Annotated in this window: 27 protein-coding genes; 17 read left to right on the top strand and 10 right to left on the bottom strand. The window is 71.8% G+C overall.

What is annotated here, in order from left to right:
* Positions 1-549: 549 nt before the first annotated feature.
* The 11 genes from BLW84_RS25800 (at position 550) to BLW84_RS25750 (ending at position 12332) form a co-directional block, all read left to right on the top strand.
* Positions 550-1773, top strand: a complete 1224-nt coding sequence (locus BLW84_RS25800; protein WP_245761372.1) for an ATP-grasp domain-containing protein — start codon at positions 550-552, stop codon at positions 1771-1773.
* Positions 1770-2564: a Rossmann-like domain-containing protein gene (locus tag BLW84_RS25795; RefSeq protein WP_093269978.1), complete on the top strand. Its 795-nt coding sequence runs from the start codon at positions 1770-1772 to the stop codon at positions 2562-2564. The genes BLW84_RS25800 and BLW84_RS25795 overlap by 4 nt, the downstream gene beginning before the upstream one ends.
* Positions 2564-3619, top strand: coding sequence for a PLP-dependent cysteine synthase family protein (locus BLW84_RS25790; RefSeq protein WP_093269975.1), 1056 nt, complete (start codon positions 2564-2566; stop codon positions 3617-3619). Before BLW84_RS25795 ends, BLW84_RS25790 begins: the two co-directional genes overlap by 1 nt.
* Positions 3616-4635: a dipeptide epimerase gene (locus BLW84_RS25785; protein ID WP_093269974.1), complete on the top strand. Its 1020-nt coding sequence runs from the start codon at positions 3616-3618 to the stop codon at positions 4633-4635. Before BLW84_RS25790 ends, BLW84_RS25785 begins: the two co-directional genes overlap by 4 nt.
* The gene (locus tag BLW84_RS25780; RefSeq protein WP_093269971.1) at positions 4632-5921 is read left to right on the top strand and encodes an MFS transporter; all 1290 of its coding nucleotides are present in this window, start codon (positions 4632-4634) and stop codon (positions 5919-5921) included. The genes BLW84_RS25785 and BLW84_RS25780 overlap by 4 nt, the downstream gene beginning before the upstream one ends.
* The gene (locus BLW84_RS25775) at positions 5888-6685 is read left to right on the top strand and encodes a class I SAM-dependent DNA methyltransferase (RefSeq protein WP_093269970.1); all 798 of its coding nucleotides are present in this window, start codon (positions 5888-5890) and stop codon (positions 6683-6685) included. The genes BLW84_RS25780 and BLW84_RS25775 overlap by 34 nt, the downstream gene beginning before the upstream one ends.
* A 98-nt stretch (positions 6686-6783) precedes the next feature.
* The gene (locus BLW84_RS25770; RefSeq protein WP_093269967.1) at positions 6784-8343 is read left to right on the top strand and encodes an ABC transporter substrate-binding protein; all 1560 of its coding nucleotides are present in this window, start codon (positions 6784-6786) and stop codon (positions 8341-8343) included.
* A complete protein-coding gene (locus BLW84_RS25765; protein WP_245761371.1) occupies positions 8340-9281 on the top strand; it encodes an ABC transporter permease in 942 nt (313 codons plus the stop codon). The genes BLW84_RS25770 and BLW84_RS25765 overlap by 4 nt, the downstream gene beginning before the upstream one ends.
* Positions 9278-10072 carry an ABC transporter permease gene (locus BLW84_RS25760; RefSeq protein WP_093269965.1) on the top strand — a complete coding sequence of 265 codons (795 nt, stop codon included), beginning with the start codon at positions 9278-9280 and terminating at the stop codon, positions 10070-10072. Before BLW84_RS25765 ends, BLW84_RS25760 begins: the two co-directional genes overlap by 4 nt.
* A 5-nt stretch (positions 10073-10077) precedes the next feature.
* Positions 10078-11679 carry an ABC transporter ATP-binding protein gene (locus BLW84_RS25755; RefSeq protein ID WP_245761383.1) on the top strand — a complete coding sequence of 534 codons (1602 nt, stop codon included), beginning with the start codon at positions 10078-10080 and terminating at the stop codon, positions 11677-11679.
* Positions 11676-12332: a TetR/AcrR family transcriptional regulator gene (locus BLW84_RS25750; RefSeq protein ID WP_093269962.1), complete on the top strand. Its 657-nt coding sequence runs from the start codon at positions 11676-11678 to the stop codon at positions 12330-12332. The genes BLW84_RS25755 and BLW84_RS25750 overlap by 4 nt, the downstream gene beginning before the upstream one ends.
* Before the next feature lie 11 nt (positions 12333-12343).
* Here the strand turns inward: BLW84_RS25750 and BLW84_RS25745 are convergent, their stop codons facing one another.
* Both BLW84_RS25745 and BLW84_RS25740 read right to left on the bottom strand, forming a co-directional pair.
* Positions 12344-13081: a haloacid dehalogenase type II gene (locus tag BLW84_RS25745; RefSeq protein ID WP_093269960.1), complete on the bottom strand. Its 738-nt coding sequence runs from the start codon at positions 13079-13081 to the stop codon at positions 12344-12346.
* 101 nt (positions 13082-13182) lie between these two features.
* Entirely contained in the window at positions 13183-14337 is a 1155-nt protein-coding gene (locus tag BLW84_RS25740) for a carboxylate-amine ligase (RefSeq protein WP_093269957.1), read from the bottom strand.
* A 457-nt stretch (positions 14338-14794) separates the two neighbouring features.
* On the opposite strand from BLW84_RS25740, the gene BLW84_RS25735 reads away from it, so the two are divergent.
* The 3 genes from BLW84_RS25735 to BLW84_RS25725 are packed head-to-tail and all read left to right on the top strand — an operon-like array spanning position 14795 to position 16412.
* Positions 14795-15031 (top strand): hypothetical protein, encoded by a 237-nt coding sequence (locus tag BLW84_RS25735; RefSeq protein ID WP_093269954.1) that lies wholly within the window; start codon positions 14795-14797, stop codon positions 15029-15031.
* Positions 15028-15567, top strand: coding sequence for a DUF6879 family protein (locus tag BLW84_RS25730; protein ID WP_093269951.1), 540 nt, complete (start codon positions 15028-15030; stop codon positions 15565-15567). The genes BLW84_RS25735 and BLW84_RS25730 overlap by 4 nt, the downstream gene beginning before the upstream one ends.
* Positions 15564-16412 carry a helix-turn-helix domain-containing protein gene (locus tag BLW84_RS25725; RefSeq protein WP_093269948.1) on the top strand — a complete coding sequence of 283 codons (849 nt, stop codon included), beginning with the start codon at positions 15564-15566 and terminating at the stop codon, positions 16410-16412. Before BLW84_RS25730 ends, BLW84_RS25725 begins: the two co-directional genes overlap by 4 nt.
* Here BLW84_RS25725 and BLW84_RS25720 read toward each other — a convergent pair.
* On the bottom strand, positions 16378-17574 hold the full coding sequence (locus tag BLW84_RS25720; RefSeq protein WP_093269944.1) for an MFS transporter: 1197 nt from the start codon (positions 17572-17574) through the stop codon (positions 16378-16380). The genes BLW84_RS25725 and BLW84_RS25720 overlap by 35 nt on opposite strands.
* Positions 17575-17663: 89 nt before the next feature.
* Here BLW84_RS25720 and BLW84_RS25715 point away from each other — a divergent pair, with 89 nt between their 5' ends.
* Positions 17664-18035 carry a MerR family transcriptional regulator gene (locus BLW84_RS25715; protein WP_093269941.1) on the top strand — a complete coding sequence of 124 codons (372 nt, stop codon included), beginning with the start codon at positions 17664-17666 and terminating at the stop codon, positions 18033-18035.
* A 13-nt stretch (positions 18036-18048) separates the two neighbouring features.
* Here the strand turns inward: BLW84_RS25715 and BLW84_RS25710 are convergent, their stop codons facing one another.
* Positions 18049-18783 carry a methyltransferase domain-containing protein gene (locus BLW84_RS25710; protein WP_093269938.1) on the bottom strand — a complete coding sequence of 245 codons (735 nt, stop codon included), beginning with the start codon at positions 18781-18783 and terminating at the stop codon, positions 18049-18051.
* Positions 18784-18858: 75 nt separating this feature from the next.
* Positions 18859-19575 (bottom strand): flavodoxin family protein, encoded by a 717-nt coding sequence (locus BLW84_RS25705; protein WP_093269935.1) that lies wholly within the window; start codon positions 19573-19575, stop codon positions 18859-18861.
* 138 nt (positions 19576-19713) lie between these two features.
* Here BLW84_RS25705 and BLW84_RS25700 point away from each other — a divergent pair, with 138 nt between their 5' ends.
* Positions 19714-20280 carry a helix-turn-helix domain-containing protein gene (locus tag BLW84_RS25700; RefSeq protein WP_093269934.1) on the top strand — a complete coding sequence of 189 codons (567 nt, stop codon included), beginning with the start codon at positions 19714-19716 and terminating at the stop codon, positions 20278-20280.
* Positions 20281-20284: 4 nt separating this feature from the next.
* Here the strand turns inward: BLW84_RS25700 and BLW84_RS25695 are convergent, their stop codons facing one another.
* Positions 20285-21886: a flavin-containing monooxygenase gene (locus BLW84_RS25695; protein WP_093269931.1), complete on the bottom strand. Its 1602-nt coding sequence runs from the start codon at positions 21884-21886 to the stop codon at positions 20285-20287.
* Positions 21887-22100: 214 nt separating this feature from the next.
* On the opposite strand from BLW84_RS25695, the gene BLW84_RS25690 reads away from it, so the two are divergent.
* Positions 22101-22526: a hypothetical protein gene (locus tag BLW84_RS25690; RefSeq protein WP_143061104.1), complete on the top strand. Its 426-nt coding sequence runs from the start codon at positions 22101-22103 to the stop codon at positions 22524-22526.
* Position 22527: 1 nt separating this feature from the next.
* Here BLW84_RS25690 and BLW84_RS25685 read toward each other — a convergent pair whose 3' ends face one another.
* The 4 genes from BLW84_RS25685 to BLW84_RS25670 all read right to left on the bottom strand — a co-directional run bounded on the left by BLW84_RS25685 (position 22528) and on the right by BLW84_RS25670 (position 26795).
* Positions 22528-23532 carry an aldo/keto reductase family protein gene (locus tag BLW84_RS25685; protein WP_093269923.1) on the bottom strand — a complete coding sequence of 335 codons (1005 nt, stop codon included), beginning with the start codon at positions 23530-23532 and terminating at the stop codon, positions 22528-22530.
* A 400-nt stretch (positions 23533-23932) separates the two neighbouring features.
* Entirely contained in the window at positions 23933-24784 is an 852-nt protein-coding gene (locus BLW84_RS25680; protein ID WP_093269921.1) for an ABC transporter permease, read from the bottom strand.
* Positions 24781-25746 carry an ABC transporter ATP-binding protein gene (locus BLW84_RS25675; protein ID WP_093269917.1) on the bottom strand — a complete coding sequence of 322 codons (966 nt, stop codon included), beginning with the start codon at positions 25744-25746 and terminating at the stop codon, positions 24781-24783. Before BLW84_RS25675 ends, BLW84_RS25680 begins: the two co-directional genes overlap by 4 nt.
* Positions 25746-26795 (bottom strand): LolA family protein, encoded by a 1050-nt coding sequence (locus BLW84_RS25670; RefSeq protein ID WP_093269915.1) that lies wholly within the window; start codon positions 26793-26795, stop codon positions 25746-25748. The genes BLW84_RS25675 and BLW84_RS25670 overlap by 1 nt, the downstream gene beginning before the upstream one ends.
* Between the last annotated feature and the right edge of the window lie 75 nt (positions 26796-26870).

Below are 26870 nucleotides of genomic sequence, written 5' to 3'. Positions count from 1 at the left end.
CGACCACATCCGCCACCAAACCCCGCGCCACCATCGGCCCTACCGGCTATGCGTTCGACTTCCGGGCGGATGTCGGTTCCTCGCAGACTCGCGCCCCCTGTGTGACCGGACCCCGGCGACGGATCAACCCGAAACGGAACTCCTACCAGCCCCAGCCAACCCGAAAAACCCCACCCGGCAATGCAAGCCGCGAACGAGCCATCCCACTCCGGGCCATCCCCGCGATACAAAGCCGCCCTGGGGCTGCGGGCCGGATGTCAAGCCTGAAACCCCGAAGGGGCGGCCGCCAGGCCGGGCTTGACCTCCGGAACGCAGCCCCCACGATCCATCAATCGCGGGGATGGCCCCAAAGGCACGCCGAACCTCCAAAAGCCCCAACCCCACCCCGGCTCAAGACAACCGACCACCCCCGCCCAACCCCGCCAACATCGCCCCGCCGAGCGAATTGCCTATCCTACTGAAAACGATTATCATCACCGACCGTCGACAAGGCATCCGAAGGGAGACGGAGTGGGCCACCTGCTGTTGGTGGAAAGCTGGGTAGGTGCGATGAGCACGTTGCTGCCGAGGAGCATCAGGGAGGGCGGCAACAGGTTCAGCTTCGTGACCCGCGACCTCCAGCACTACCTCCGAGCCAGATCGGCCCCGGGGCCGCATCCGCTGCTGGCAGCGGACAATCTGCTCACCGTCGAGACCAACGACGTGCCGAACCTGCTCGACCGCTTGGAGCGCCTGCAGCCGGTCCTCGGCTTCGACGGCGTGCTGACCTCCTGCGACTACTACCTGCCGGCGGCCGCGAAAGCCGCCGAGCGGCTGGGGCTTCCGGGAGCACCACCAGACGCCGTCGAGCGAGCCTGCTCGAAGGACCTCACCCGCAAGACCCTGCGCGAAGCCGGCGTCCCGGGCCCGGCGTTCGCCCTCGCGGAGACGGCCTCGGGCCTGGAGGAAGCCGCGGAAGCACTGGGATACCCGCTGGTCATCAAGCCGGTCGACCTGTGCGCGGGCATGTTCGTGCGCAGGGTGGACGGGCCGGACCAGCTGCGCGAGGCGCACACCGAGCTGCTGGAGTTCCCGGTGAACGCGCGCGGCCAGCGGCGCAATCCCGTTGTGCTGCTGGAAGAGCTGCTCACAGGCCCCGAGGTGAGCGTGGAAACGGTGACGTTCCGGGGCGAGACCACGGTCGTCGGCGTGACGGACAAGAGCGTCGCCGGACAGCCCTGGTTCGTCGAGTCCGGACACATGTTCCCGGCGGCGCTGGACGCCGCGACGGCGGAGGCCGTGGTGGAAACCGCGGTCGCCGCCGTCGAAGCGCTCGGGTTGGACAACGTCGTCGGGCACACCGAGGTCAAGCTCACCCCGCAGGGCCCCCGCGTGGTGGAGGTGAACCCGCGCCCGGCGGGCAACCAGATCACCGAGCTCGTCCGGCGGGTGACCGGCATCGACCTGGCCGCCGTCTACGCCCAGATCGCGCTGGGGGAGAAGCCGGACCTGCACCCCGTCGACACCGGCGCGGCGAGCGCGGCCATCTCGTTCCTGCTCCCGCCCGGGGAGGGGACGATCGCCGAGATCGGCGGGGTCGTGGAGGTGGCGGCCGATCCGGCGGTGGTCGACTGGGTCGTCAAGGACCCCGGGCACCGCGCAGGCGCCGCCACCAGCAACAACAACTACCTCGGGCACGTGATGGTCACCAGTTCCGAGGCCGGGGCGGCGCGCGCCCGCGCCGAGTCGTTGGTCGCCGGGCTGGACGTGCGCTACGCGGAGGCGGGGAAGTGACGCCGAATTCGGTGGCGGACCTGACCGAGCAGGTCCTGAGCGGACGGTTCGGCGCGGACGGGGCCAAGGTCAGCGTCGGGTTCCTGACCAAGCAGGGCGTGCGGCACGCGGACCGGGCGCAGGCGTACCGGAACCACGTGCTGAGCCTGCGGGTCGAGGACGCCGTGGGCTCCTGCGCGGTGGAACCGGGGGAGGTGCTCGAAGAGGTCGTCCTCGGCTGCATCGGGACGCCCGTCCGCGACTTGCTGCGCAGTCCGCTGCCCGCGGTGCGCGTCGCGGCGCTGGACGCCTACCTGCAGTGGCTGCGCCCGCATCACGACCACGCCGAGGAAGTCGCCATCGGGCGCGGCAACTCGCTGCAGAAGTCGTTGCACCGCGCCGAATCCGTGGTGGACCTGCTGCCCCGGAGCCGGCGGGTGCTGGTCGTCGGCGTCGTCAACTCGCTGCTGCACCACCTCCGCGAGCGCGGGATCGGCTACGTCGCGTGCGATTTCAAGGGTGGCGAGACCGAGTGGGGCGAGCCGATCGCGACCGATGCCGTCGCGGCGCTGGACGGCTGCGATGCCGTGCTGGCGTCCGGCATGGTCGTCGGCAACGGCACGTTCCAACCGCTGCTCGACCACGCCAGGGCCACGGGCAAGCCGCTGGTCATGTTCGCCCAGTCCGCGAGCGGCATCCTGCCGTGCTTCCTAGGCGGCGGGGTCACCGCCGTCTCGGCGGAGCCGTATCCGTTCTTCTGGCTCGACGGCGGTCCCAGCACCCTCTACCGCTACCGCACGGAGGTGCGCTGATGTGGGGCAATCCCGATCTGCTCGGTCTGCTCCGAGACACCCCGCTGGCGCGGGTGAGCGCGCCGCTGCCGCATCCGCAGCCGGGGTTCTGGGCGAAGCTGGAATGCCTGAGCGCGGGCGGGATGAAGGCTCGCGCGGCGGTATCGATGCTCACTGCGGCCCGGCGTCGCGGCGAGCTGCGGCCGGGCGCGGCGGTGGTCGAGTCGACCAGCGGGACGCTCGGCGTGGGCCTGGCCTTCGCGGGGCAGGCGTTGGGCCATCCGGTGGTGCTGGTCGTGGACGACGAGCTCGAACCGGCCATGCGGGCGCTGCTCCGGGCGCACGGCGCTTGCCTCGAGGTGGTCGACCGGCCGCATCCGACCGGCGGCTGGCAGCAGGCCCGGCTGGACCGGGTGCAGCAGGTCCGCCGCGAGCGGCCGGATGCGTTCTGGCCCGATCAGTACAACAACCCGGACAACCCGGCCGGCTACGAGGCGCTGGGGGAGGAGATCGCCCGCCAGATCGACCAGGTGGACGTGCTGGTGTGCAGCGTCGGCACCGGCGGGCACAGCGCCGGCACGATCCGCACGATCCGGCGCCGGTGGCCGCGCGTGCGGTTGATCGGCGTGGACACCGTCGGCTCGACGATCTTCGGGCAGCCGGCCCGGCCCCGCGTGATGCGCGGGCTGGGCAGCAGCATCCATCCGCGCAACGTCGCATATGGACAGTTCGACGAGGTGCACTGGGTGGGGCCCGGCGAGGCGGTGCAGGCCTGCCGCACGCTGGCCCGGCACGCGTTCATCACCGGCGGCTGGAGCACCGGGGCGGTGGCGCTGGTGTCGGCGTGGGCGGCGCGGGTCGAGCCGAGCGCGCAGGTGGTGACCGTGTTCCCGGACGGTCCGCACCGCTACCTGGGCACGATCTTCGACGACGACTACTGCCGAGCACGGGGCCTGCTGGCCGGGCCGACGGCGTCCCGGCCGGTGGAGATCGCGCACCCCGCGGTGGAGGCGACGGGGTGGACGCGGTGCCGCCTCGTGTCGGATCCGCTGCTGGCGATGGAGGTTCCGGCATGAGGCTGAGCTGGGCGGTGCGGGGCCTCGCGCTGCGCGAGCCGTTCCGCATCTCGCGATCGGTGATGTCCGAGCGGGATGCGGTCGTGGTGGAGATCGAGCACGACGGCGCCGTCGGCCGCGGTGAGGTCGTCACCAGCACGTACTACGGCTTGACCATCGAGCGCATCGAGAAGGAGCTGGCGGCCGCCCGGGAAGCGCTGGCGGAGGTGCGCGATCCTGGCCGGATCCCCGTGTTCGGCGCGTCGCCCGGCGTGTCGGCGGCACTGGATGCGGCCGTGCACGACCTCGTCGCGACGCGCCGCGGTGTGCCGGTCTTCGAGCTGCTGGGCACGGCGCACTGGCAGCCCGTCCCGACGGCTTACACGATCGGCATCATGCCCGCGGAACGCGCCGTGCGGACGGCGCGCGAGCTCACCGGCCGGGGTTTCACGGTGCTCAAGGTGAAGCTCGGGGCCGGGGACGAGCGGCAGGAACTCGCGAGGTTGGCGGCGATTCGCGAGGCCGCGCCGGGCGCCCGCCTGCTGCTGGACCCCAACGGCGCGTGGGAGCCGGGGCAGGCGATCCGGCTGCTCAAGGCGGTCGCGGAGTTCGAGGTCGACGCGGTCGAGCAGCCGATCAAGCCGGGCACGCCGCACCTGCTCGCCGAGGTGGCCGCCCGGTCGCCGGTACCGGTCATCGCCGACGAGGACGCCGCCACCGCGGCCGATGTGCGGGTTCTGGGCTCGCGGGTGCACGGGGTCAACGTGAAACTGCCTAAGTGCGGCGGAATCCGGGCCGCGCAGGAGATCATCGGCCTCGCCAGGGACAACGGCGTGGACGTGATGCTGGGGTGCTTGGTGTCGAGTTCGCTCGGCATCGCCCCGGCCGTGCACCTCACCGGCTTCGCCCGCTGGGTCGATCTGGACGGCCACCTGCTGCTGGCGCATGACCCGTGGACCGGGATCGGCGGCGACGACGGGGTGCTGCGGATCGCCGGCGATCGCGGATTGGGGGTGCGCCCAGTGGTGTCGTTATGAAGACGTGGCGGCTGATCCGGGGTTTCCCGCCGGCCGTGCAGGTGCTGCTGGTCAACCAGCTCGGTGTCAACGCCGGTTTCTACCTGCTGGTCCCTTACCTGGCGGGATACCTCGCCCACGACCTGGGCATGTCGGCGGTGCTGGTCGGGGTCGTCCTCGGCGTGCGCAACCTCAGCCAGCAGGGCCTGTTCCTGCTGGGTGGTTCGGCGGCGGATCGGTTGGGCGCGCGGGGCGTCATCGCCGCCGGATGTGCGCTGCGATCAGTGGGATTCGGGTTGTTCGCCATCGGCACGTCGTTCTCGGTGCTGCTGCTGGCTTCCGTGCTCAGCGGGCTGGCCGGGGCGTTGTTCAACCCGGCCGTGCGCGCCTACCTCTCGCGGGAGGCGGGCGACCGGGGCGCCGCGGCCTTCTCGCTGTTCAACATCTTCGCCAACGCCGGGGCCCTGCTGGGCCCGCTGCTGGGAAGCGTGCTGATGGTGGTCGGCTTCCGGCTGTCCGCAGTGGTCGCCGCGGTGGTCTTCGCGCTGCTGACCGTCGCTCAGGTCGTGGTCCTGCCGGTCCGCCGCGTCGAGCGGCCCGCGACGTCGGTGCTGGCGGACTGGCGGGGCGTGTTGACCGACCGCCGGTTCCTGGCCTTCACCGGGGCGCTGATCGGCATGTTCGCGCTGCAGAACCAGCTCTACCTGGTGCTGCCGATGCAGGCCGAGCGGCTCACCGGGTCCGCGGCCGCGGTGGCGGTGATCTTCCTGGTCTCCACGGCGGCGACGCTGGCGTTGCAGGTGCGGATCACCGAGCTGGCCCAGCGCCGGTGGAGCCGTGGCCGGGCCATCGCGACCGGGCTGGGGCTGATGGGCGCGGGCTTCGTCGCCACCGCGATCGCCGCGGCCGCGGCACCGGCGACACCTCCGGCCGGCGCGGGGGAGACGTTCGCGCGGCTGGCGCCGGTGCTGATCACGGCGTTGTTCCTGGCGGTCGGCGTGATGCTCACGCAGCCGTTCGTCTACGAGCTGATCCCGTCGTTCGGCGGGCGCGAGCTCGCCGGCACCTACTTCGGCGTCTTCTACCTGATTTCCGGTGTCGCGGCGGCCGCGGGCAACGCGCTGATCGGCTGGCTGACCGACCTCTCCGGCGACGAGTGGTCGTGGCTGCCCTCGGCGCTGTGCGTCCTCATCGGCGGGTGCTCGGCGCTCGCGGTGCTCGTGCTGGATCGCCGCGGCGGCATCGGACCGGACCAGAGAACGGGAGATTCCCAGTGCGCCCCAACATCGTCAGCGCCAACTTCCTGACCGACAACCCGGCCATCTACGAGCAGCGGTTCCCGGATCCCGAGCACCTCGCGGCCCGCTTCGTCGACGACCTGGTGCACCGCTTCGGGGCGGGGCAGCGGCTGCTGGACGTGGGCTGCGGCACCGGCCGCGACGCCCGCTGCTGGACCGCGCTCGGCTACCGCGTCACGGGCCTGGACAGTTCGCCGCAGATGGTGGCGCACGCGCGGGAGCACTGCCCGGAGGCGGACTTCGTGGTCGCCGACATGCGGTCGTTCGGGCCCCTGCCGACGGATTTCGACGTCATCACCTGCCTGGACAGCGCTTTCCTGTACTGCCACGGCAACGATGACGTCGACGCCTTCCTGCGGCGCTGCCACGAGCACCTGCGGCCGGGCGGCCTGCTGATCGCCGAGATGCGCAATGGCGCGTTCTTCCTGGGCAACACCGAGTTGCTCGACGAGGTGCGGGAGCAGGTGGTCGCCTGGGAAGGGGTGGAGTACCGGTCGCGCACGCGGCTGTGGATCGATCACGCGGAGCAGCTCCTGCGCCGGGAACGCCGTTGGGACTGGCCGGGACGGACCGAGCCGCTGATCCAGCGCTCGGCATGGCGGCTGCTGTTCCCGCAGGAAATCCGGTATTTCGCGGCGCGGAACGGGTTTTCGGTCGTCGCGCTGTTCGACGAGCCCGGCCCGCGCGCCGAGACGCCGTGGCGGCGCGATGCGGCGCTGTCCACCCGGCTCAGCGGAGACCGTCTGCACGTGGTGCTCCGCCGCAATGAGTGAGATGCGCCTCGTGGCCACCCCTTGGCGGTCTAGATGAAAATCATTATCGTTGTCGATGGTCTTGGTTCGGGACGCCTTCGAATGGAGAAAACCCCAGCATGCAACACGAATCCAGGCTCGTTCGCGGGCTGAGCCGGCGCGGTTTCCTGGGACTGACGGCGGCGGGTGCCGCCGCGGCGCTGTCCGGCTGCGCCGGCGGGACCGGTGCCACCGCGGCCGGGCCGCCCCGCCCCGGCGGGCGGTTACGCGCGGCGTTCTCCGGCGGCGGCGCGGCCGAGGTGCTCGACCCGCACGAAACCGACCTCTACATCGAGATCGCCCGCGCCAAGGCGTTGTTCGACAAGCTCGCCGACTACGGCTCGGACATGTCCCCGCAGCCCCGGCTGGCGGAGCGCTGGGAGCCCAGCCGGGACCTGCTCACCTGGCGGATCACCTTGCGGCAGGCGGCCTTCCACGACGGACGGCCGGTGCGCCCGGCCGACGTGCTGGCCAGCTTCGCGCGAATCGTGGAGCCGGGCAGCAGCCGCCGGGCCAAGGCCAGCCTGCAGGTGATCGACCTGCCCGGCAGCCGCGAGCTCGACGACCGCACCGTCGAATTCCGCCTCAAGCGGCCCTACGCGGAGTTCCCCAACGCGCTCGCCACGCTGGGCGCCTACATCGTCCCGGAGGGCACGACCGGCTTCGACCGGCCGGTGGGTTCCGGACCGTTCCGCTTCGTCTCCTTCCAGCCCGGGCGCAACTTCGTCGCGGCCCGCAACCCCGACCACTGGGACGGCGCGCCGCACCTGGACGAGCTGGAGATCGTCGTGACCAACGACGAGGCGGCGCGGGTCAACGCGCTGCTGGGCGGGCAGGTCGAGTACGCCCACGACCTGACGCCGACCAGCGCCCGCACGCACGAGAACACCGGCCGGGTGCAGGTGCACCGGCTGCCGCTGAGCAACTTCCACGGGCTGGTCATGAAGACCGACCGGCCGCCGTTCGACCGGCCCGAGCTGCGCCAGGCGATGTTCCACCTGGTGAACCGGGACGAGCTGGTCAGGTCGGTGCTGCAGGGCTCCGGGCAGCTCTGCAACGACCTCTACGGCAAGGGCTACCGGTACTACGCCGACGCGCTGCCGCAGCGCGCCCAGGACCTCGACCGGGCCCGCGCCCTGATCAAGCAGGCCGGTGCGGAGGGCCTGGCGATCGACTTCGACACCTCCGACGCCTCGACCGGGCTGAAGGAGGCGGCGCTGGCCATCGCCGACCAGGCCGGGCAGGCCGGGCTGAACCTCAACGTCCGGCTGGGCAACAAGGACACCTACTGGTCCGACATCGCCAAGAACGGGGTGCTCGCCAGCTACCGGTCCGGCGCGATGCCGCTCGAATCGCACATCTCGCAGCGCCTGCTCACGACCTCGACGACCAACAACACCAGGTGGCAGCGCCCGGACTTCGACGCGCTCTACCACGAGGCGCAGTCCACAGCGGACGATGCCCGCCGCGAGCAGCTGTACTTCCAGATGCAGGACCGGCTGCACCGCGAGGGCGGCTTCCTGTGGTGGGGCGTGTCGGACTGGATCGTCGCGTCGGCGCCGAACGTCGGCGGCGTCGACGACCGGGCCCCGGCCAACACGCTGGACTGGGCCCGCTACGACAGGGTGTGGCTGGCGTGACCCGCTACGTCCTCCGGCGGGTGCTGCTGGGCGTGGTGCAGGTCGTTCTGGTGATGGCCGCGGTGTTCTTCCTGACCGAGGCCTTGCCGGGCGATGCGGCCGTCACGATCGCCGGGGACAACCCGGACCCGGCGATCATCGCGCTGCTGCGCGAACAGCTCGGCCTGAACGAGCCCGCGTGGCAGCGCCTCGGCGGGTGGCTGCTCGGCGCGCTGCACGGCGATTTCGGGCAGTCGCTGGTCGGGCCGCGGGCCGTGGCCGACATCATCGGCGCGGCGCTGGGCCCGACGCTGCTGCTGGCCGGGCTGACCCTCGTGCTGCTCGTGCCGCTGTCGGTGGCGCTGGGCATGCTCGCCGCGCGCCGCGAAGGTGGCCGGATCGACCGGGTCGTCACCAGTGGCACGCTCGGCCTGTACTCGGCGCCGGAGTTCGCGATGGGCGTGCTGGTGGTGACCGTGTTCGCGGTGCAACTGGGCTGGTTCCCGCCCACCGCGGTCGGATCAGGCTCGCTGCTCGGCGATCCGGCGGTGCTGGTCCTGCCGGTCTTCGTGCTGCTGCTGCGCCCGATCTGCTCGCTGAGCAGGCTGGTGCGCGCGGGCATGATCGACGCGCAGCGGGCCGAGTACGTCCGCCACGTCCGCAGGCTCGGGATCTCGCCGGTCCGCGCCCGCTTCGCGCACGCGCTGCCCAACGCCATCGCTCCCGCGGTGCAGCAGCTCGCCCGCACCGCGGACTGGCTGATCGGCGGCGTGATCGTGATCGAGGCGATCTTCGTCATCCCCGGCCTGGGCACGACGCTGGTCGAGGCGGTCTCGGCGCGGGACCTGCCGGTGATCCAGGGCCTGGCGGTGGTGCTCGCCGGGACCACGGTGCTGGTCAACCTGGCGGCGGACATCGCGGCCCGCGGCCTGGCGCCGGCGTCGGAGGCGGGCCGGTGAACAAGTACGCGCTGCCCGCCGCGCTGGTGGGCGTGCCGGTCCTGCTGGCGCTGTTCGGGCCGCTGTTCGCCACCGGCGACACGGCCAAGGACGTGGCCTTCGCGCTCGGCGGCGGTCATTGGTTCGGGACCGACTTCGTCGGCCGGGACGTGTGGAACGAGGTGCTGCTGGGCGGCCGGTCGCTGGTGCTGACCGCCGCGATCGCGACGGCCTGCACCTACCTGCCGGCGGTTCCGCTGGGGCTGGCGGCGGGCATGACGAAGAGCCGCCTGCTCGACGAGGCGCTGATGCGGCCGCTGGACCTGGTGCTGGCGATCCCGTCGATGCTGATGCTGTTGCTGCTCGCCTCGATCGCGCCCGACGCCCCGTGGGTGCTGATCGGGATCGTCGCGCTGATCAACCTGCCGGATGTGGTGCGGATCAGCCGCGCGGCGGCGCTTTCGCTGGCCAGCGGGCCCGCGGTGGAGGCGATGCGCCTGCAGGGCGAGAGCCGCCTGCGCATCGGTGCGGGCTACGTGGCCCGCGCGATGCGCCGGACGCTCGCCGCGGACCTGGGCACCCGCTTCACCGGGGCGATCTACCTGGTCGCGTCGGCGAGCTTCCTGGGCGTGGGGATCTCGCCGGGCGCCAGCGACTGGGCGGCGATGGTCGACCGCAACCGGACCGGCCTGTTCATCCAGCCGTGGGCGGTGGCGCTGCCCGCACTGCTGATCGTGCTGCTGTCGGTGGGCGTGAACCTCGCGTTCGACCGGTGGCTGCGCGCTCGTTCGACCGCCCTGGAGGCACGTTGACCGTCGTGGAAGTCCGCAACCTCACCGTCGCCACGGGAGGGCGCGAGATCGTCTCCGGGGTGTCGTTCGCCCTGGCCGTGGGCGAGGTGACCGCGCTGGTCGGCGAGTCCGGCAGCGGGAAGACCACCACGGCCCTGGCGCTGCTCGGCGAACGGCCCGCGGGTGCGAGCGTCACGGGCCAGGTGGAGGTCGCCGGTGTCGCGGTGGATGCCGACCACCCGCCGGAACCCGGCCTCGTCGGCTACGTCCCGCAGCATCCTTCGGCGGCGCTGAACCCGGTTCGCCGCGTCGGCTCGGTGCTGCACGAGATCGCGCGCCTGCACATCCGCACCGGCACCCGCGCGGAGCGCAGGCGGTTGGTGCGGGCCCGGGTGCTCGAAGCGCTCCGCCAGGCGCAGCTGCCGGACGGCGAGGAGCTGCTGCGGCGATACCCGCACCAGCTTTCCGGCGGGCAGCAGCAACGCGTCGTGCTGGCGCACGAGCTCGTCGGCCGCCCGCGCGTCGTGGTCGCCGATGAGCCGACCACCGGTCAGGACGCGGTGACCCGCGCCCGGCTGGCCGGGGAGCTGAGAGCCGTTGCGGCACAGGGCATCGCGGTCCTGCTGCTGACCCACGACCTGGACCTGGTGCGCGAGCTGGCGCACCAGGTGCTGGTCATGAACGGCGGCGGCATCGTCGAGTCCGGCCCGCGTCGGGAGGTCCTCGGTTCTCCCCGGCACGCCTACACGAAGCGGCTGGTCACCGCGCAGCCCGGCCGCACCGCCGAGCCCGGTCGCGCCGGAGGAGGGCGACCGCTGGTGACTGTGAGGGCGGTGACCGCGGGTCATGGCCGGGTGGACACGCTGCGCGAGGTGACGCTGGACATCCGGGCGGGCGACAAGCTCGCGGTGGTGGGGCGCTCGGGCAGCGGCAAGACCACGCTCGCGCGCTGCATCGCGGGCCTGCACCCGCACCGCCTCGGCGAGATCCGCTTGGACGGCGATCTGCTGCCACCCAAGCTCCGCAGGCGCACCCGGGACCAGCTCGCCCGGATCCAGTACGTGTTCCAGGACGCGCGGGCGTCGTTCAACGAGTTCGTCCCGGTCCTGGACCAGGTCGCCCGGACCGCCGAAAGGCTGCGCGGCGCAACGAGTTCGGCGGCGCGCGCCGAGGCGGTCGAGGGCCTCGCCCGCCTCGGCGTGGCGGAGTCCAGCGCGGCCCGCCTGCCGCGTTCCCTGTCGGGCGGCGAACTCCAGCGCGCGGCCCTGGTCCGCGCCCTGCTCAGCCGGCCGGAGCTGCTGATCTGCGACGAGATCACCTCGGGTCTCGACGCGCTGACCCAGGCCGAGCTGCTCGACCTGCTCAACGGGGTGCACCGGGACACGGGCACGGCACTGGTGGTGATCACCCACGACCTGGCGGTGGCGGCGAGCCTCACCGACCGCCTCCTGATCATGCACGAGGGGGAGATCGTGGAGCAGGGCGAGACCGAGGCGGTCCTCTCGGCGCCGAAGCACGCGGCTGCGGAAGAACTCCTCGACGCGGCGACGCGGGGCTGGGAGCCGCTGGGTGGGAGTGTCCATTCGAGTGAACCCGCGAGTTCAGCGAGGGGTAGCATGTCGGCGTGAGCGGAGCGGGCACAACGGCGGCGTCGGGGCGCAGCGCCTCGCGCGGTCGCATCGACAAGCGCCAGGCGATCCTGGACGCGGCGATGCGGGTTTTCGCCCGCGAGGGATACGCCCAGGCCGGGGTGGACGCGATCGCGGCGGAGGCCGGCGTCGCCAAACCCACCGTGTACAACCACTTCGGCGACAAGGAGAACCTGTTCCGGCAGGCGATCGCCGCCGACGCGGACCGGGCCCTCGCGCGGAACATGGAGGTCGTCGACCAGCTGCGCAGCGAGGGCGACCTGCGGCCGATGCTGGAAGAGGTCGGCTTCCGCCTGCTCCAGTGCCACTGTGACGACCGGTCCTGGGCGCTGCGCCGGTTGCTCTACGCCGAGCTGGGCAGGTTCCCCGACCTGATCGACATCGTCCGGGGCCGCGCGTCGGACCGCGTCACCGAAGCACTCGCCGACCGCCTCGCCCGGCTCGCGCTGGCGGGCCGCCTGCGCGCGTGCGATCCGGCCGAGGCCGCCGAGCAGTTCGCGGCGCTGCTGACCGGCCCGATGGAAGCGCGGGCCCGCCTGGGCACCCGCCAGGTGCCCGACGACGAGCTCCGGACCGTGGCAGCGGCCGCGGTCCGCACCTTCCTGCAGGCCTTCGCGCCGGAAGCGGACTAGGCCCGCCGGCGTCAGGCCGCGTGGTCGCGCAGCTGCGTCGCCAGGTCCCGGATGTCGCGGGCGATGACGTCCCAGGTGTCGGTGGCGTGCAGGTCGGTCTGCTGGGTGGGCCCGTACTCCTGCGGTCGCGCCACGAACGCCGTCCGGAACCCGACGCTGCGGGCCGCGCCCAGGTCCTCGTTGTGCGCGGCGCACAGCATGACCCGGTTCGGCGGCAGGTCGAGCAGCCGGGCCGCGCCGAGGTAGGCGTTCGGGTCCGGCTTGTAGGCGTGGATCACGTCGGAGCCGATGATGACGTCCCAGGGCAGCCCGGCGTGCTTGGCCATGTTGGTCAGCAGCGCGAGGTGCCCGTTGGACAGCGGGCCGATGATGAAGTGCCGCTTGAGCTCGGCCAGCCCGGGCACGCTGTCGGGCCAGCCGTCGAGCCGGTGCCAGGACCGGTTCAGCCACTCCAGGTCCGCCGGCTCGATCCGGTCGACGGGCAGGCCCATTTCCTCCGCCGTCGCGATCAGGTTCTCCCGGTGCAGCTCGTCGAGGTTGACGAACTCCCTGGTGCCGTTGCGGATGGGTGCCATCGAAGGCTGGTAGCGCGCCCGCCACCGGAGCGCGAACTCGGCTGCGTCGACCTCGACGCCGCACCGGAACGCGATCGCCTCCACTGCGTCGGTCACGCCGGACCGCCAGTCGACCACGGTGCCGAAGGTGTCGAAGAGGACGGCGTCCACGATTCGCTGCGGAGCTGCGGCCATCGCTGGATCTCCCTTTGTCGGGTGACGCTTCGAGGGCCGAGCCTAGCAAGGCGGCGTGGCGAAATGCAGATCAACTAGGTGAGATCTGCTCAACAGCAGCGTTAATCCGTTAGTCCACTGTGGATAATAGATCGGACGGGCGGGGACGTGCCGGTTTGCTCGGCGAGCAGGTCGACGACGTCCGAGATGTCCTGTCTGCGGGCATGCGCGAGGCGCTGGCGGTGGGCTCCGCCGCCGTGCCGCAGCAGCTGGTCGAGGGCGCCGGTCACGAACTGCGTGTCACCGCTGGCGTCCAGCGCGGGCAGGGCCGTTTTGACCAGCTCGTCCAGCAGCGAGCGCGCGGACACGAGTTCCCCGGTGTCGTCGAGTCCCTGGCCCTCCAGCCCGTCGTGGGCGGCGCGCCACAGCGCGAGGCGGAGCCGCTCGTCGGGCAGCTCCGGCGCGGGGCGGTTCTCGGCGACGTCCTGCAGCGCCACCGTGGCCAGTGCGCGCACCAGGAGCGCCAACAGCAGCGCTTCGTCCGCCGTGCCGACTGCGTCCGCCACCCGGATTTCCAATGTGGACAGATGTGGCGCCGGCCGGACGAGCCAGTAGACCATGGCGGGGTCGAGCGCGGCGCCGCTGGCCAGCAGCAGGTCGACGGCGCGCTGGTAGGACGCCGGGTCCCGGTGCACCGGCGGCGGTCCGGCCGAGGGCAGCCGGGACCAGACGATCGTCCGCCAGCTGGCGTGCCCGGTGTCCCGGCCGTCGCAGAACGGTGAGTTCGCGGTGAGTGCGAGCAGCGCGGGCAGGTGCGGACGCAGGTGGTTGGACACGGCCAGGCTGGTGGCCAGGTCGGGCATGCCGACGTGGACGTGGCAACCGGTGGTGGCGTGCGAGTCCAGCAGCAGCCCGAACCGGTCGCTGATGCGCCGGTACCGGGGTTTGTCGGTGATCGGGACGGGATCGGGCATGCCGAGCGGGGAGTAGCCGGTGGAGACCATTCGGAGGTTGCGCCGGCCCGCCGCGGCGACGAGGCTGCGCCGGGCCGAGATCAGGTGGTCGCGCGCCTCGGCCGCGGTGCGGCACACCGGGGTGTTGGCCTCCAGTTGGAAGCGGGCGAACTCCGCCGTGAAGTTGCTGGTGGCGTCGCTCCCGGCCGCCGGGACCTCGCGCAGGACGTCGGCGGCTCGCGGCGTCGGCCGGCCGGTGCCGGGATCCAGGACCAGGAACTCCTCTTCGATCCCGAACGTCGGGTGGGACGAGCCGCGATCCATCGAACGCCCCCTTCTGGCTCGGTGGTCCTCGCGGACCGGAGCCAGTTTCGGGCCCACGGCTGGGTTTGTCACTCGCCCGGAAGTCGTTCGACGGCCCGGATTCACCCCTTCGGCGCCGAGCCAACAAGGTGGTTTCCGCCGCGACCGCGCGGCGCTGCGCGGTCGCGGCGGTCCATTGTGGATGGTTCCAGGCCGGCCCGGTGCGAGTCGGGGTTCAGCACCGGGCCGGGGACTTCTGGAGGTCCGGGGAGAGCTCGCCCGCCAGTCGGTCTCCCCGAGTCCGTCGATGATCGAAGTATGGAGAACCGGCCGCGCGCATTTCAAGCAATTCAAGCAATTCTCTGGAATTCCAACCCGAACGGCCCAGTTGATCACGTCGGTGCATCACCCGGTTCGGCTGTTTGAGTTGCGCGGCGGGCCGGTGCTTGACCGAATGCTTGTATTGCACAGACGATGCATGAATCTTCTCGACGAGGAGGAGCACGTGAAGTTGACCTTCCAGGGAACGACGTCGCACGCCGGCACCTGTCCCACGCTGTACAGCACCGACCAGGGAACTTACGTCGTCCAGGGCTACAAGGTCACCGACCCCGAAGCGCTCGCCGCGCTCCGCGAACGCGGGCTCCCCGACCACGAGACCGCGGTGGAGGTCCCGGCCGCGTTGCTCGACTTCGTGCCGAAGGCGGCACCGTGAGTTCCTGGGTGTTACCCGGCGCGGAGTTCGACGAACTCCTGCGCTCCTTCGAGCGCCGGGCGTGGCGGTGGGAATGCCAGGGCACCTACCGCCAGCCCGACGAAGCCGAACCCTGGCGCCGCTGGCGGGCGGGCGAGCCGGACGACCTGCGCTGGTTGCGGCCCTGGCTGGACGAGGTCGCGGCGGCGACCCGCACGGGCCGGCTTGTCTCCCGGGTGCGGGTCTTCGGGGAACCGCCCACCGAGTACCAGCGCTGGCAGCTCGACGTCAGCCCGGCCAACGTCGCCGCCGGCGAGGACATCCGGGTGCTGCCCCAGGCCGAAGCGGATGAGCTGGGCCTGCCGACCAGCGACTTCTGGCTCTTCGACGAGACCAGGGTCGCGTTGATGCACTACGAGGACCAGCGATTCGCTGGCACCGAGATCATCGCCAGCCCACGGGAGGTGAACCGCTACCGGGCCTGGCGGGAGATCGCATGCGATCATGCGATTCCGTTGATGGTTTACCTGCACGACCTGCCCCAGAGGAGCCGGTGACGGATTTCGACACTCGCCACCTGGCGTTCGGCGACGCGTTGCGTCGGCTGCGCCTGGCGGCCGGGCTGTCCGGGAAACAGCTCGCAGAACTAGCCGGGTGGACGCCGTCCAAGGTCTCGCGGGTGGAGACGGCGAAGCAGTCCGTCTCCGACGCGGACGTGGTCGCCTACTGCCGGCTGACCGATGCTGCCGACGACGCGGCCGCCGAGCTGCGGCAGGAGCTGCGCGAGATCCGCATCGAGGCGGCGAGCTGGAAGCGCCAGCTGCGCACCGGAAACCGCGCGCGGCAGGAGTACGGCAAGCAGCTGGAGGACGGCGCCGAGCGCATCCGGCTGTTCGAGATCGCGCTGGTTCCCGGCCTGGTGCAGACCGCAGAATACGCCCGGCACGTCTTCGAGGTCGTCGCGGACCTGCACCAGAGCTCGCGGGACATCGCCGAGTCGGTCGAGCAGCGGATGGCCCGCCAGGGCGTCTTGTTCAGCCGGCGGACGTCGGTGGAGATCCTCTGCTCCGAGGCCGCGCTGCGGCATCCCATCGCCCCGCCGCAGGTGATGGTCGGCCAGCTCGACCGGTTGCTGGCCCTGGCGGGCATGTCCACGATGCGGCTGGCGATCGTGCCGCTGGACGCGCAGCTGCCCGTCGTTCCGCTGCACGGCTTCGTCATCATCGACGACCTCGTGCTGGTGGAGACGGTCAACACGGAGATGACCATCGCCGATCCCGACGACCTGGCGCGGTTCCACCGCCTCTTCGACGGGCTGCTGTCCGCTGCGCTGGAGGGCGCCGAGGCCCGCGCGCTGCTGCAGCGGCTCATCGCGCACTACGCGGCGGCCGATCAGCCGTGAACACCGCGTAGATCAGCAGTGACAGCAGCGCGAGAGCCGCCGTGATCCACGGCAGCGGGGCTGCGTCGCCCGCCAGGTCGAGCGCCGCTCCGCCCAGGTAGGCGCCCGCCGCGATGGCGACGTTCCAGACGGTGATGGTCAGCGACTGGGCCACGTCCGCGTCCCGCCCCGCGACCCGGGCCGCGGCGGCCGGGAACATCGTCGGCGCGCCACCGAAAGCCAAGCCCCACAACGCGACCGAGGCGAACAGCACCACCGGCAGTGCCGCGGCGATTCCGATCAGCGACACCGCTATGCCGATCAACAACGCCGAGGAGAGGACCAGCAGGCGCAGGAGGCGGTCGATGAGCGCGCCGACCACCCAGATGCCCAGCACCGAGGCGACGCCGAAGACGAGCAGGACGGCGCTGAGCAGCTCCACCTGCCCGGCTGCGGCGAGCGCTGGGGCGATGTAGGTGTAGAGCACGTTGTGCCCGAGGACCAGTGCGAACGTGGTGGCCAGCAGGGCCGGGAAACCGCGGGTGGCAAGGACTTCCAGGGTATTCGTGCGGTGCTGCGCCGGTTGTCCGGGCAGCGGCGGGACCAGCCAGAGCACCCAGCCGACCAGCGCCGCGGTGATGACCGCCATGGCGCCGAAGGCGTACCGCCACCCGATCAACTCCCCGAGCACCGTCCCGGCCGGGACGCCGATGGCGAACCCGATCGGCGTGCCCACCATCGCGATCGCCAGCGCCCGGCCGGCGCGCTCCGCCGGCACGATCCGCATCGCGTAGCCGGCGATCATCGCCCACATCACCCCGGACACCGCGCCCGCCAGCACCCGCGCAACCAGCGTCAACGGGTACCACGGCGAAATCGCGGTGATGCCGTTGACCACGGCGAAGCCGAGGATCAGGCCGAGCAGCAGCGCGCGGCGCGGCAGCCGCCGGGTCAGCGCCGTCAGCGGTACCGACGTGGCCGCGGTGCTGATCGCGTACACCGAGACCAGCTGCCCGGCCTGCGACTCCGAGACCCGCAGATCGGCGCTGATCGGGAGCAGCACCCCGGCGGGCAGCGTCTCGGTCAGGCAGCCGATGAGCACCACGGTGGCGAACGCCGACAGGGCGCCGATCGGCAGTTTCGCCCTCGAACCCGCTGGGCGGGCCCCCACTTCCGAAGTCATGGCCCCACCCTGAAGACCTCACACAAGTGTGAGGGCAAGCGATCCGCCGGTGACGTGGCACACACCGGGTGCCCTGGGACAATGGCCGCATGCGGATCGGTGAGCTGGCGGAGCGGACCGGGGTGGCGGTGCGGCTGTTGCGCTACTACGAGGAGCAGGACCTCATCCGGCCGGCCCGGGACGAGCTCGGGCACCGCGCGTACACCGAGGGCTCGGTGGACCGGGTGCTGAAGATCCGCGGCCTGCTGGCATCCGGGATCCCGACCCGGATCATCCGCGAGATCCTGCCCTGCCTGGACAAACCGGGCGCCATCCACATGCGCATCGTCGCCCCGGAGATGCTCGCGAACCTGGAGCGGGAGCGGGCGAACATCCAGCGGCGGATCGAGTCGCTGACCGCGAACCGCGACGCGATCGACGACTACCTGATCCAGGCCCGGCCGCGGGTCCGCCCCGAATAGTCCACTGTGGAGGTCAGGCGGCCCGGCGCGCGCTGATCCACAGCACCGGTCCGGCCCGGTGGGTGTGCACGACGTCCATCCCGGCGTCCCGCAGCGAATCCGCGACCTGCACGGCGTCGAAGAACTTCAGGCCGGACCGGCCGCCGGTCAGCTTCGCCGCCTGGTGCAGCAGGCCGCCGCGCGGCGTCGGCACCATGACCGCCAGCCAGCCGCCGGGCGCGAGCACCCGCGCCATGCCGCCGAGCACCTCGTGCGGCTCGGGGATCAGCTGCAGCGCTGCGAGGCTCGTGACCAGGTCGAACGTGCCGTCGGGGAACGGCAGGTCGCGCGCGTCGGCGCGGATGAAACCGACGTTGTCGGCGGTTTCGGTCCGGGCGGCCCGCGCGAGCATCGGGCGGGAGACGTCGACGCCGATCGCGAGCCCGGCGGGCCCGACGGCGCGGCCCAGCTGCGCGGTGACGTTGCCCGGCCCGCAGCCGACGTCGAGCACCAGTCCGCCGGAGGGCGGCCGCGCCTGGGTGGGCAGCCGGTACCACATCGGCAGCGCCCGGCGGGTGACCGACTGCAGGTGGTCGTAGCACGCCGAACCCGCGCCGGACTCCCAGAACGACTGGATCGGGCCGGACGGCTCCGCCGCGTGCCCGCCGAGCAGGTCCAGGTATCCGCCGTCGAAGTCCGGGTGTTCGGGCGCGGGCGACAACAACGGCAGCACCCGCTCGAACACCGCGGGCGTGGTCTGGTCGGTCATGCGCACCTCTCACTGGTCGGCACGCCCAGCCTAGGGTCGCATCGGCGCCGGTCGCCAGTGCCCGAACGGCGGAGGTCAGCGGTGTTCGGGGTTCTCGAAGTGGGGCCGGCAGCCCGCGTCCCACTCCGTGCGCTGGTTGCCGTAGGCGGGAAATCCGCCCGCCCGGTCGAGCATCGCCGCCACGTGCATGAGGTTGTAGGTCATGAACGTGGTGTTGCGGTTGGTGAAGTCGTTGTCCGGTCCACCGGAGTCGGGATCCAAATAGGACGGTCCGGGGCCGATCGAGCCGATCCAGCCCGCGTCGGCCTGCGGCGGGATGGTGTAGCCGAGGTGCTGGAGGCTGTAGAGGACGTCCATCGCGCAGTGCTTGACGCCGTCCTCGTTGCCGGTGATCAGGCAGCCGCCGGTGCGGCCGTAGTAGGCGTACTGGCCGGCGTCGTTGAGCAGCGACGAGCAGCCGTAGAGCCGTTCGATCACGTGCTTCATCACGGAACTGTTGTCGCCGAGCCAGATCGGCCCGGCCAGCACCAGGATGTTGGCGGCCAGCACGCGCTGGTAGAGCTGAGGCCATTCGTCGGTGGCCCAGCCGTGCTCGGTCATGTCCGGCCAGACGCCGACGGCGATGTCGTGGTCGATCGCCCGGATGCTGTCGACCTCGACGCCGTGGTGGCGCATGATGCCCGCGCTGAGCTCCAGCAGGCCTTCGGTGTTGCTGCGTTCCGGCGAGCGCTTGAGCGTGCAGTTGATGAACAGCGCCCGCAGGTTGTCGAAAACTGGTTCGGCCTCGGTCATCGCCCCTCGTCCCCCCGGCAACGTTTCCGCGCGGTCAGTGCAGCACCGACCACCGGGCCGGGCAACTCCGGTGGCCGCGCGGAATGTTGACGGCGGTAACATCGGGTGGGACGGCGGCGACCCGTGGAAGGGGCAGCGGTGGGGGACAGGCGGCGCGGTGTGCAGGACGCGGACATCCGCCTCGGCGCGGCGATCCGGTCCCGCCGCAAGGAGCTCGGGCGCACCCTGGTCCAGGTCGCCGCGGACACCGGGCTCTCGCACCCGTTCCTGAGCCAGGTCGAGCGCGGGCGGGCCCGGCCGTCGATGCGCTCGCTGTTCCTGATCGCCGAATCGCTGCGCACGACGCAGCAGGCACTGCTGGCCGAGGCTACGCCGCCGGCGGGCGGCGTCCGGTTGGAGCGCGGTGCCGGGCAGGTGGTGGACTCGGCGCGGCTGCTCGACCACTTCGAGCAGGGCGCCGACGTGACCGAGATGGTGGTCAGCACCGAGGAGTTCGAGGAGTACTTCAGCCACGCCCGCCGCGAGTTCGTCTACGTGGTCTCGGGCTCGCTGGAGGTGGAACTCCTGGAAGAGCCGGAGAAGCCGACGGTGCACGCGCTCGGCCCGCGCGACAGCATCGCCTACCCCGGCCACACCGAGCACCGGCATCGCCGCACCGGCCCGGATCCTGCCCTGGTGCTGATCGTCCACTCCGGACCGGCTTAGCTCCTCACACGGTGAGGTGGAAGCCGCGGTAGCCGCCGGCGGCGATCTCCCGGCAGTGCTCCCGATAGGTGCCGACGCCGCCGATGTAGGGCATGAAGATCCTCGGCTTGCCCGGCACGTTCGCGCCCATGTACCAGGACGCCGCGCGCGGGTAGAGGGTTTCGGCGGCGACCGCGTTCACGTGCTCGCCCCAGGTCCGCTCGGCGTCGGCGGCGGCCTCGCTGCGCGTGAACCCGTTGTCGCGCAGGTGTTCCAGGTGCGCGCCGATCCACTCCACGTGCTGCTCGATGGACACGATCATGTTGCTGAGCACCGAAGGGCTGCCGGGCCCGGTGATGGTGAACAGGTTCGGGAAGCCCGAGCTGGCCAGGCCCAGGTACGTCCGCGGCCCGTCGGCCCACTTCTCCCGCAGGCGCAGGCCGCCGGCGCCCCGGATGTCGATGCGGTTCAGCGGCCCGGTCATCGCGTCGTAACCGGTGGCGAACGCGATGATGTCGAACTCGAAGTCCCGGTCGCCGACCCGCAGCCCGCCGGGCGTGATCGCCGAGATCGGCGTGTGCCGGATGTCGACCAGGGACACGTTGTCGCGGTTGTACGTGGCGTAGTAGTCCGTGTCGACGCAGATCCGCTTGGTGCCGATCGGGTGGTCGTGCGGGCAGAGCAGCTCGGCGGTCGCGGGATCGTCGACGATCTCCCGGATCTTGCCCCGCACGTAGTTCGCCGAGAGCTCGTTGGCCGCCGGGTCGCGCAGGGTGTCGGGATACGTCGCGGTGAACGTGGTTCCGCCGATGGCCCAACGCCGGTCGAGTTCGGCCTTGAACTCGGCGGCGGGCACCTCGGTGGCGTTGTGCTGCAACCGCTCGGCGAGGATGCCGCTCTGCGTCATCCGCGCCTCGGCGCGCAGCCGCGCGTAGTCGGCCTTGACGCGGCGCTGCTCTTCCGGGCTCAGCGGGTGGTTCTGCGCCGGAATGCTGAACTGCGCTGTCCGCTGGAACACGGTGACCTGCGCGGCCTGCCGGGCGATGACCGGGATCGCCTGGATCGCCGACGAGCCGGTGCCGATCACCCCGACCCGCTTGCCGGTGAAGTCCACTTCCTCGTGCGGCCAGCGGCCGGTGTGGTACGACTCGCCGCGGAACGTGCCGATGCCTGGGAAGTCGGGGGTCTGGGTGGCCGACAGGCAGCCGACCGCGGTGATCAGGAACCGCGCGGTGATCTCGGCGTCGTCGGTTCGCACGGTCCACCGGCCGGCCCGCTCGTCGAAGGCGGCGGCGCGGACGTTGGTGTCGAAGGAGATGTCGCGACGCAGGTCGAAGCGGTCGGCCACGTGCCGGGCGTAGCGCAGGATCTCCGGCTGCGACGGGTATCGCTCGGTCCACCGCCATTCTTGCTGCAGCTCGTCGGAGAAGGAGTAGCAGTAGTAGAGGCTTTCGATGTCGCAGCGGGCGCCCGGATACCGGTTCCAGTACCAGGTTCCGCCGACGTCCGTGCCGCGCTCGTAGACGTGCGCCCGGAATCCCTTGTCGCGCAACGTCTTGAGCATGTACATGCCGGCGAAACCGGCGCCGATGATGATCGCGTCGTACCGCGGGTCGTGTTCGTTCATCCGGCTGCACACTCCCTCTTCGCGGGCTGGCTGGGCGGGTGGCCGCTCGGCAACTGATCGATCGCTCAGTCGAGCTTGCAACGCCGAACCAGGCGAAGGCAAGGCCGGAATCGGCCGGATGCCGCCGTCGGGGATTCGTCAAAATGGCGTATGTGGGATGTCAATCCGGCTGCGACGTCGGGGTGTCGCGGGTTCCGGGGTGTCTAATGGGGGGATGAGGCATCCGCATTCGCAGGTCTTGCCAGGGGGTTTCGGATATCCGCTCGGGTTCGCCAGCGGGTTCGTCGTGACCGCGGCGTGCATCCCCGTCGGGGATGCGGCGCGTCCCGCGGCCGCGGCGATCGGGTTGGCGATCCTGGTCGCGGTCGTATCGGCGGTGACCACCGTGCCGGCCGCCGCCGCGACCACGGCTGTGTGCTGGGGTTTCTACGACACCTTCGCCATCGGAGTGCGCGGCGACCTGACTTTCGACCAGGCGGCCGCGGTCGGGCTCGGCGTGCTCGTCTGCGCCTGCGCGGTCGGGCTGGTCACGGGCGCGGTCTCCCGGGCGAGGCGCCGCCACGCGACGTTGGTGGACGCGCCGTTCGTGCCCGCGCCGCGCCAAGGTTCGTCGCCGCTGTGGGAGAAGCTGAGCCACTAGTTCACTTCTGGGCCTTCGGTGCGTTCTCGGCGGTTTTCGCCGGGTTGCGCTCCGCGACCGGGGCGAGGATCTCCTCCATTCGCCGCAGCAGCCCGGCTTCGAGCCGAACGCCGGACGCCGCGACGTTCTCGGCGATCTGCTCGGGCCGGGAGGCGCCGATGATGGCCGCCGAGACGTTCGGGTTCTGCAGCACCCAGGCCACCGCCAGCTGCGCCGGCGACAGGCCCGCCTCGGCGGCCAGCGGGTTGAGCTTCTGCACGTGCTGCAGCACGTCGTCCCGGAGGAAGCGGGAGACGAAGGTCGCGCCCCCGTTCTCGTCGGTGGCGCGGGAACCCGCCGGTGGCGCGGCCCCGGGCAGGTACTTGCCGGTGAGCACGCCCTGCGCGATGGGCGACCAGACGATCTGGCCGATGCCCAGCTCCGCCGAGGCCGGCACTACCTCGTCCTCGATCACCCGCCACAGCGCGGAGTACTGCGGCTGGTTGGACACCAGCGGTACATGCAGCTCGCGAGCCAGCGCATGACCGGCGCGGATCTGCTCGGCGGTCCACTCCGACACGCCGATGTAGTGCGCCTTGCCAGCGCGGACCACGTCGGCGAACGCCTCGATGGTCTCCTCCAGCGGGGTTTCCGGGTCGTAGCGGTGCGCCTGGTAGAGGTCGACGTAGTCGGTCTGCAGGCGGCGCAGCGAGGCGTCGATGGACTCCATGATGTGCTTGCGGCTGAGCCCCCGGTCGTTGCGGCCCGGGCCGGTGGGGAAGTAGACCTTGGTGAAGATCTCCAGCCCCTCGCGCCGCTCGCCCCGCAGCGCGCGGCCCAGGACGGCCTCGGCGCGGCCTGCGGCGTACACGTCGGCGGTGTCGAAGGTGGTGATGCCGGCGTCCAGCGCGGCGCGGATGCACGCGGTCGCGGCGTCCTCGGCGACCTGGGACCCGTGGGTGACCCAGTTGCCGTAGGCGATCTCGCTGATGACCAGGCCGCTGCGGCCGAGATGGCGGAACTCCATGACATCCCTTCGGAGGCGGACGACGGACTCGAACCTACCGGCCCGCCCGGCGGGGCGCGGTGAAAATTTTTCTTGCGCAACCGGCGAGTAACGAGCAATGTGTCCGTCGCACGTTCCGGACGGGGCATCGCCCCCGGACGAGGTGCGGCCTGGCGGGACAACGGAGTCTTGCCAGGCGTCGGGGATTCGGAGCGGGCGCCGCGGGCGTCCGGTCCGGCGGGATCGAAGGGTTCGAATTGCGCCACCACCGGCAGCCGCGATCAGTTCGAAGCGACCGGACGACGCTCGGGTGGGACCGAGCCGGCACGACGCGCCTGCTGCTGCGGGCCGCGTGGCTGGAGTTGTACGCGATGTTGCTTCGCTGATGCCGGGGTGCGGAGGCGTCGCCGCCCCCGCACCGTCAGGCGTCCTTGGTGACCACGCGCGCGATGGCCGCCGACAGGCCGATGAGCAGGTAGCAACCCGCGCGGAGCAGGCCCGTGACCAGCGTGTCGCCGCTGATCGGGTCGCGCAGCACGTCCATCACCGCCGACCAGTCGGTGGTGATCAGCAGCGGTTGCAGCCAGTCCAGGGCCGGGATCGTGCCGAGCACCCCGAACACGATCAGGCCGCCCATGGTGGCGGCCATGACCACCAACGGGTGCTCGGTCAGCGACGAGATCGCCAGCGCGATCGCCCCGACCGCGGCCATCTGCACCGCGGACCACCCGGCGGCCAGCGCCACCCGGCCCAGCGCCGAGCCGATCGGCAACGTGGTCCCGGACAGCGTGACCATGCCGTCGCCGCCGACGATGACCAGCCCGGTCAGGACGCCGCTGATCGCGATGACGATCACCGAGAGCACCGCCATCACCAGCACGCCGGCGGCTTTGACGCCGACCAGCCGCACCCGCCCCACGGGCGCGAGCAGCAGCCCGCGCAGCGTGCCGTGCGCCGACTCGCCGGCCAGCGCGTCGGCCGCGACCATCGCCACGACCAGCGGCAGCAGCAGCGTCTGCGCGAGCACCAACGCCGCGATCGGCAGCACCAGGCCGTTTCCGGCCACCGCGGCGAGGAGGGAACCTCCGCCGCGGCCGCCCGGCCCGCCGGTGACGGCGATCGCGGTGCCGAGGAGTACCGGGAGGCCCGCCAGCAGGACGAGCGCGAGCAGGTTGCGCGGCCTGCGCAGCACCCACCGCAGCTCGGCCAGCAGGACGCGCCCCAGCGGGGCGGACGTCCGCGCCGCCGTCGCGGTTGCGTCGATCGCCGTCACAGCTCCTCCTCGGTCAGCCGGGCGAAAAGGTCCTCCAGGCCGGTCCGGGCCAGCCGCGCTTCGTGCACCGGAATACCGCCGTGGACGAGGATCGCCACGACCTCCGCGGAGTCCACATCGGACAGATCGACGCGGACCGCCCCGGCCTCCTCCCTGGCCTGCACGCCCTTGCCGCTCAGCGTCGTCACCGCGCCGGAAGCATCCGATGTGGACACCACGAGGTGCGGTGCGCCGGCGTCCAGCATGGCGGCGAGTTCGCCCTGCGCGACCAGCGAACCGCGGTGCAGCACCGCGACATGCGTGCAGGTCGCCTCGATCTCGGCGAGCAGGTGCGAGGACACCAGCACCGTCGTGCCCGCCGCGTGCAGTTCCGCGATGATCCGGCGGATCTCGCGGGTGCCCGCCGGGTCCAGGCCGTTAGTCGGCTCGTCGAGCACCACCAGCTCACGCGGCACCAGCAACGCCGCGGCCAGGCCCAACCGCTGTTTCATGCCCAGCGAGTAGCCCCGGTACCGGCGGCCCGCGGCCGCGCCCAAGCCGACGCGATCCAGCGCCTGCTCGACCACGCCGCGGATCTCCGGGCCGCGCAGCGCCGGTTCCATCGCCGCGCAGCGCAGCAGGTTCTCCCGGCCGGACAGGAACGGGTGGAAGCCCGGCCCTTCGACCAGCGCGCCGACCTGCGGCAGCACCCGGCCGCTGTGCTCCGGCAGCCGGTGGCCGAGTAACTCGACCGTGCCGGAGGTGGGAGCGGTGAGGCCGAGCAGCATCCGGATCGTGGTGGTCTTGCCCGAACCGTTGGGGCCGAGCACGCCGACCACGCCGCCGCGCGGGACCGCGAGGTCGACGCCCGCCACCGCGACGGTCCGGCCGTAGCTCTTGCGCAGGCCGACGGTGCGCGCCGCGAGCTCACCCGCGGTGGGGGCGGTCGCCGCCGCCCCCACCGCTTCGACTGCTTTCGTCATCACGCCCCGCCGAGTGCGGCGGTGAGCACCTGCTCCGGCACCGCACCGGCCGCGACGCGACCGTCGGAGGTGAGCAGGGCGTTGCCCGCCGCCGTTCCGATGATCCAGCCGTTGCCCCACGGACCGCTGACCGGCTTGCCGACCCGCTCGGCGAGTTGGCGGAAGTCCTGGCCGCCCTGCTGCTTCTCCTGCTGCTGCGGCACCTGGGCCACTATGACCGCGTCCCAGCCGTCGCCGACGACCTTGTGCTCGCCCTCCGGGCGGTCCGGGCGCTGCTGCGGTGCGTGTTCGGACTTGCCGTCCGTAACCTCCGCGCCCGCGGGCGGGGTGAACCGGAACAGGGCCGGGTCCGGGGCGCTGAGGTCGATGTCGCTGAAGCCGACCTGGAACGCCGGGTCGTTCGAACCGTTGGTGAGCACCGAGAGCTCCAGCGGGATGCGCTTCTCCGCGTCCACCGCGACCCGCACCTCGCGCAGCAGGGTGCGCTCGGTCGGCTTCGGCGTGAGCACCAGCTCGTAGGCGTCGCGACCGGCGACGCTGGCCGTGCCGTCCACCTTCACGTCGCTGGTCTGCCGGAGCTTGTCGATGATCTGGCGGGCCGCCGCGGCGGGATCGGCCGGGCCCTGGTGCTCGCCGGATTCCGGCGCGTGTTCCGTCGAGCGGACCACCTTCTGCTCGCTCGAATCCCACTTCCACACCGTCGAGCCGTCGTCGACGACGGTCATCTCTCCGTTGTGCGAGGGCACCGAGACGCGGTGGCGGCCCTGGCCGTCGGCCCACACCTGGAACTTGCTGGTGCCGTCGGAAAGCAGCTCGGAGGCCTGGCCCGCGCCCGGGATCGCGGGCAGGCCGAGCGCGTTGTCCACCTCGACGGTGCCGGTCAGAGCCGGCGGGGTCGCCCGCATCACCGACTCCACCAGCTGCTCCGGCGCCACCGGGGGTAACGCCGGGGCGGCGCCGGCGCCGGCGGGCAGCGCGAGCGCGGTCAGGCCGAGCACGCCCACCGCGGCACCGGCGGTCGCCGCATAAGCCACGTTCTTCCGTTTCATGAGACTCCTCCTGTCGGGTCCTGGGTCAAGCGTGGCTGAAGGTCGCTGAGATAACGCTGAGAGCGGCCCGCAGGC

The organism is Saccharopolyspora shandongensis, from assembly GCF_900106995.1.
Lineage (GTDB): Bacteria > Actinomycetota > Actinomycetes > Mycobacteriales > Pseudonocardiaceae > Saccharopolyspora > Saccharopolyspora shandongensis.
Note: the sequence above shows the minus strand (reverse complement) of the source record. Positions and strands in the feature narration are given on the sequence as shown.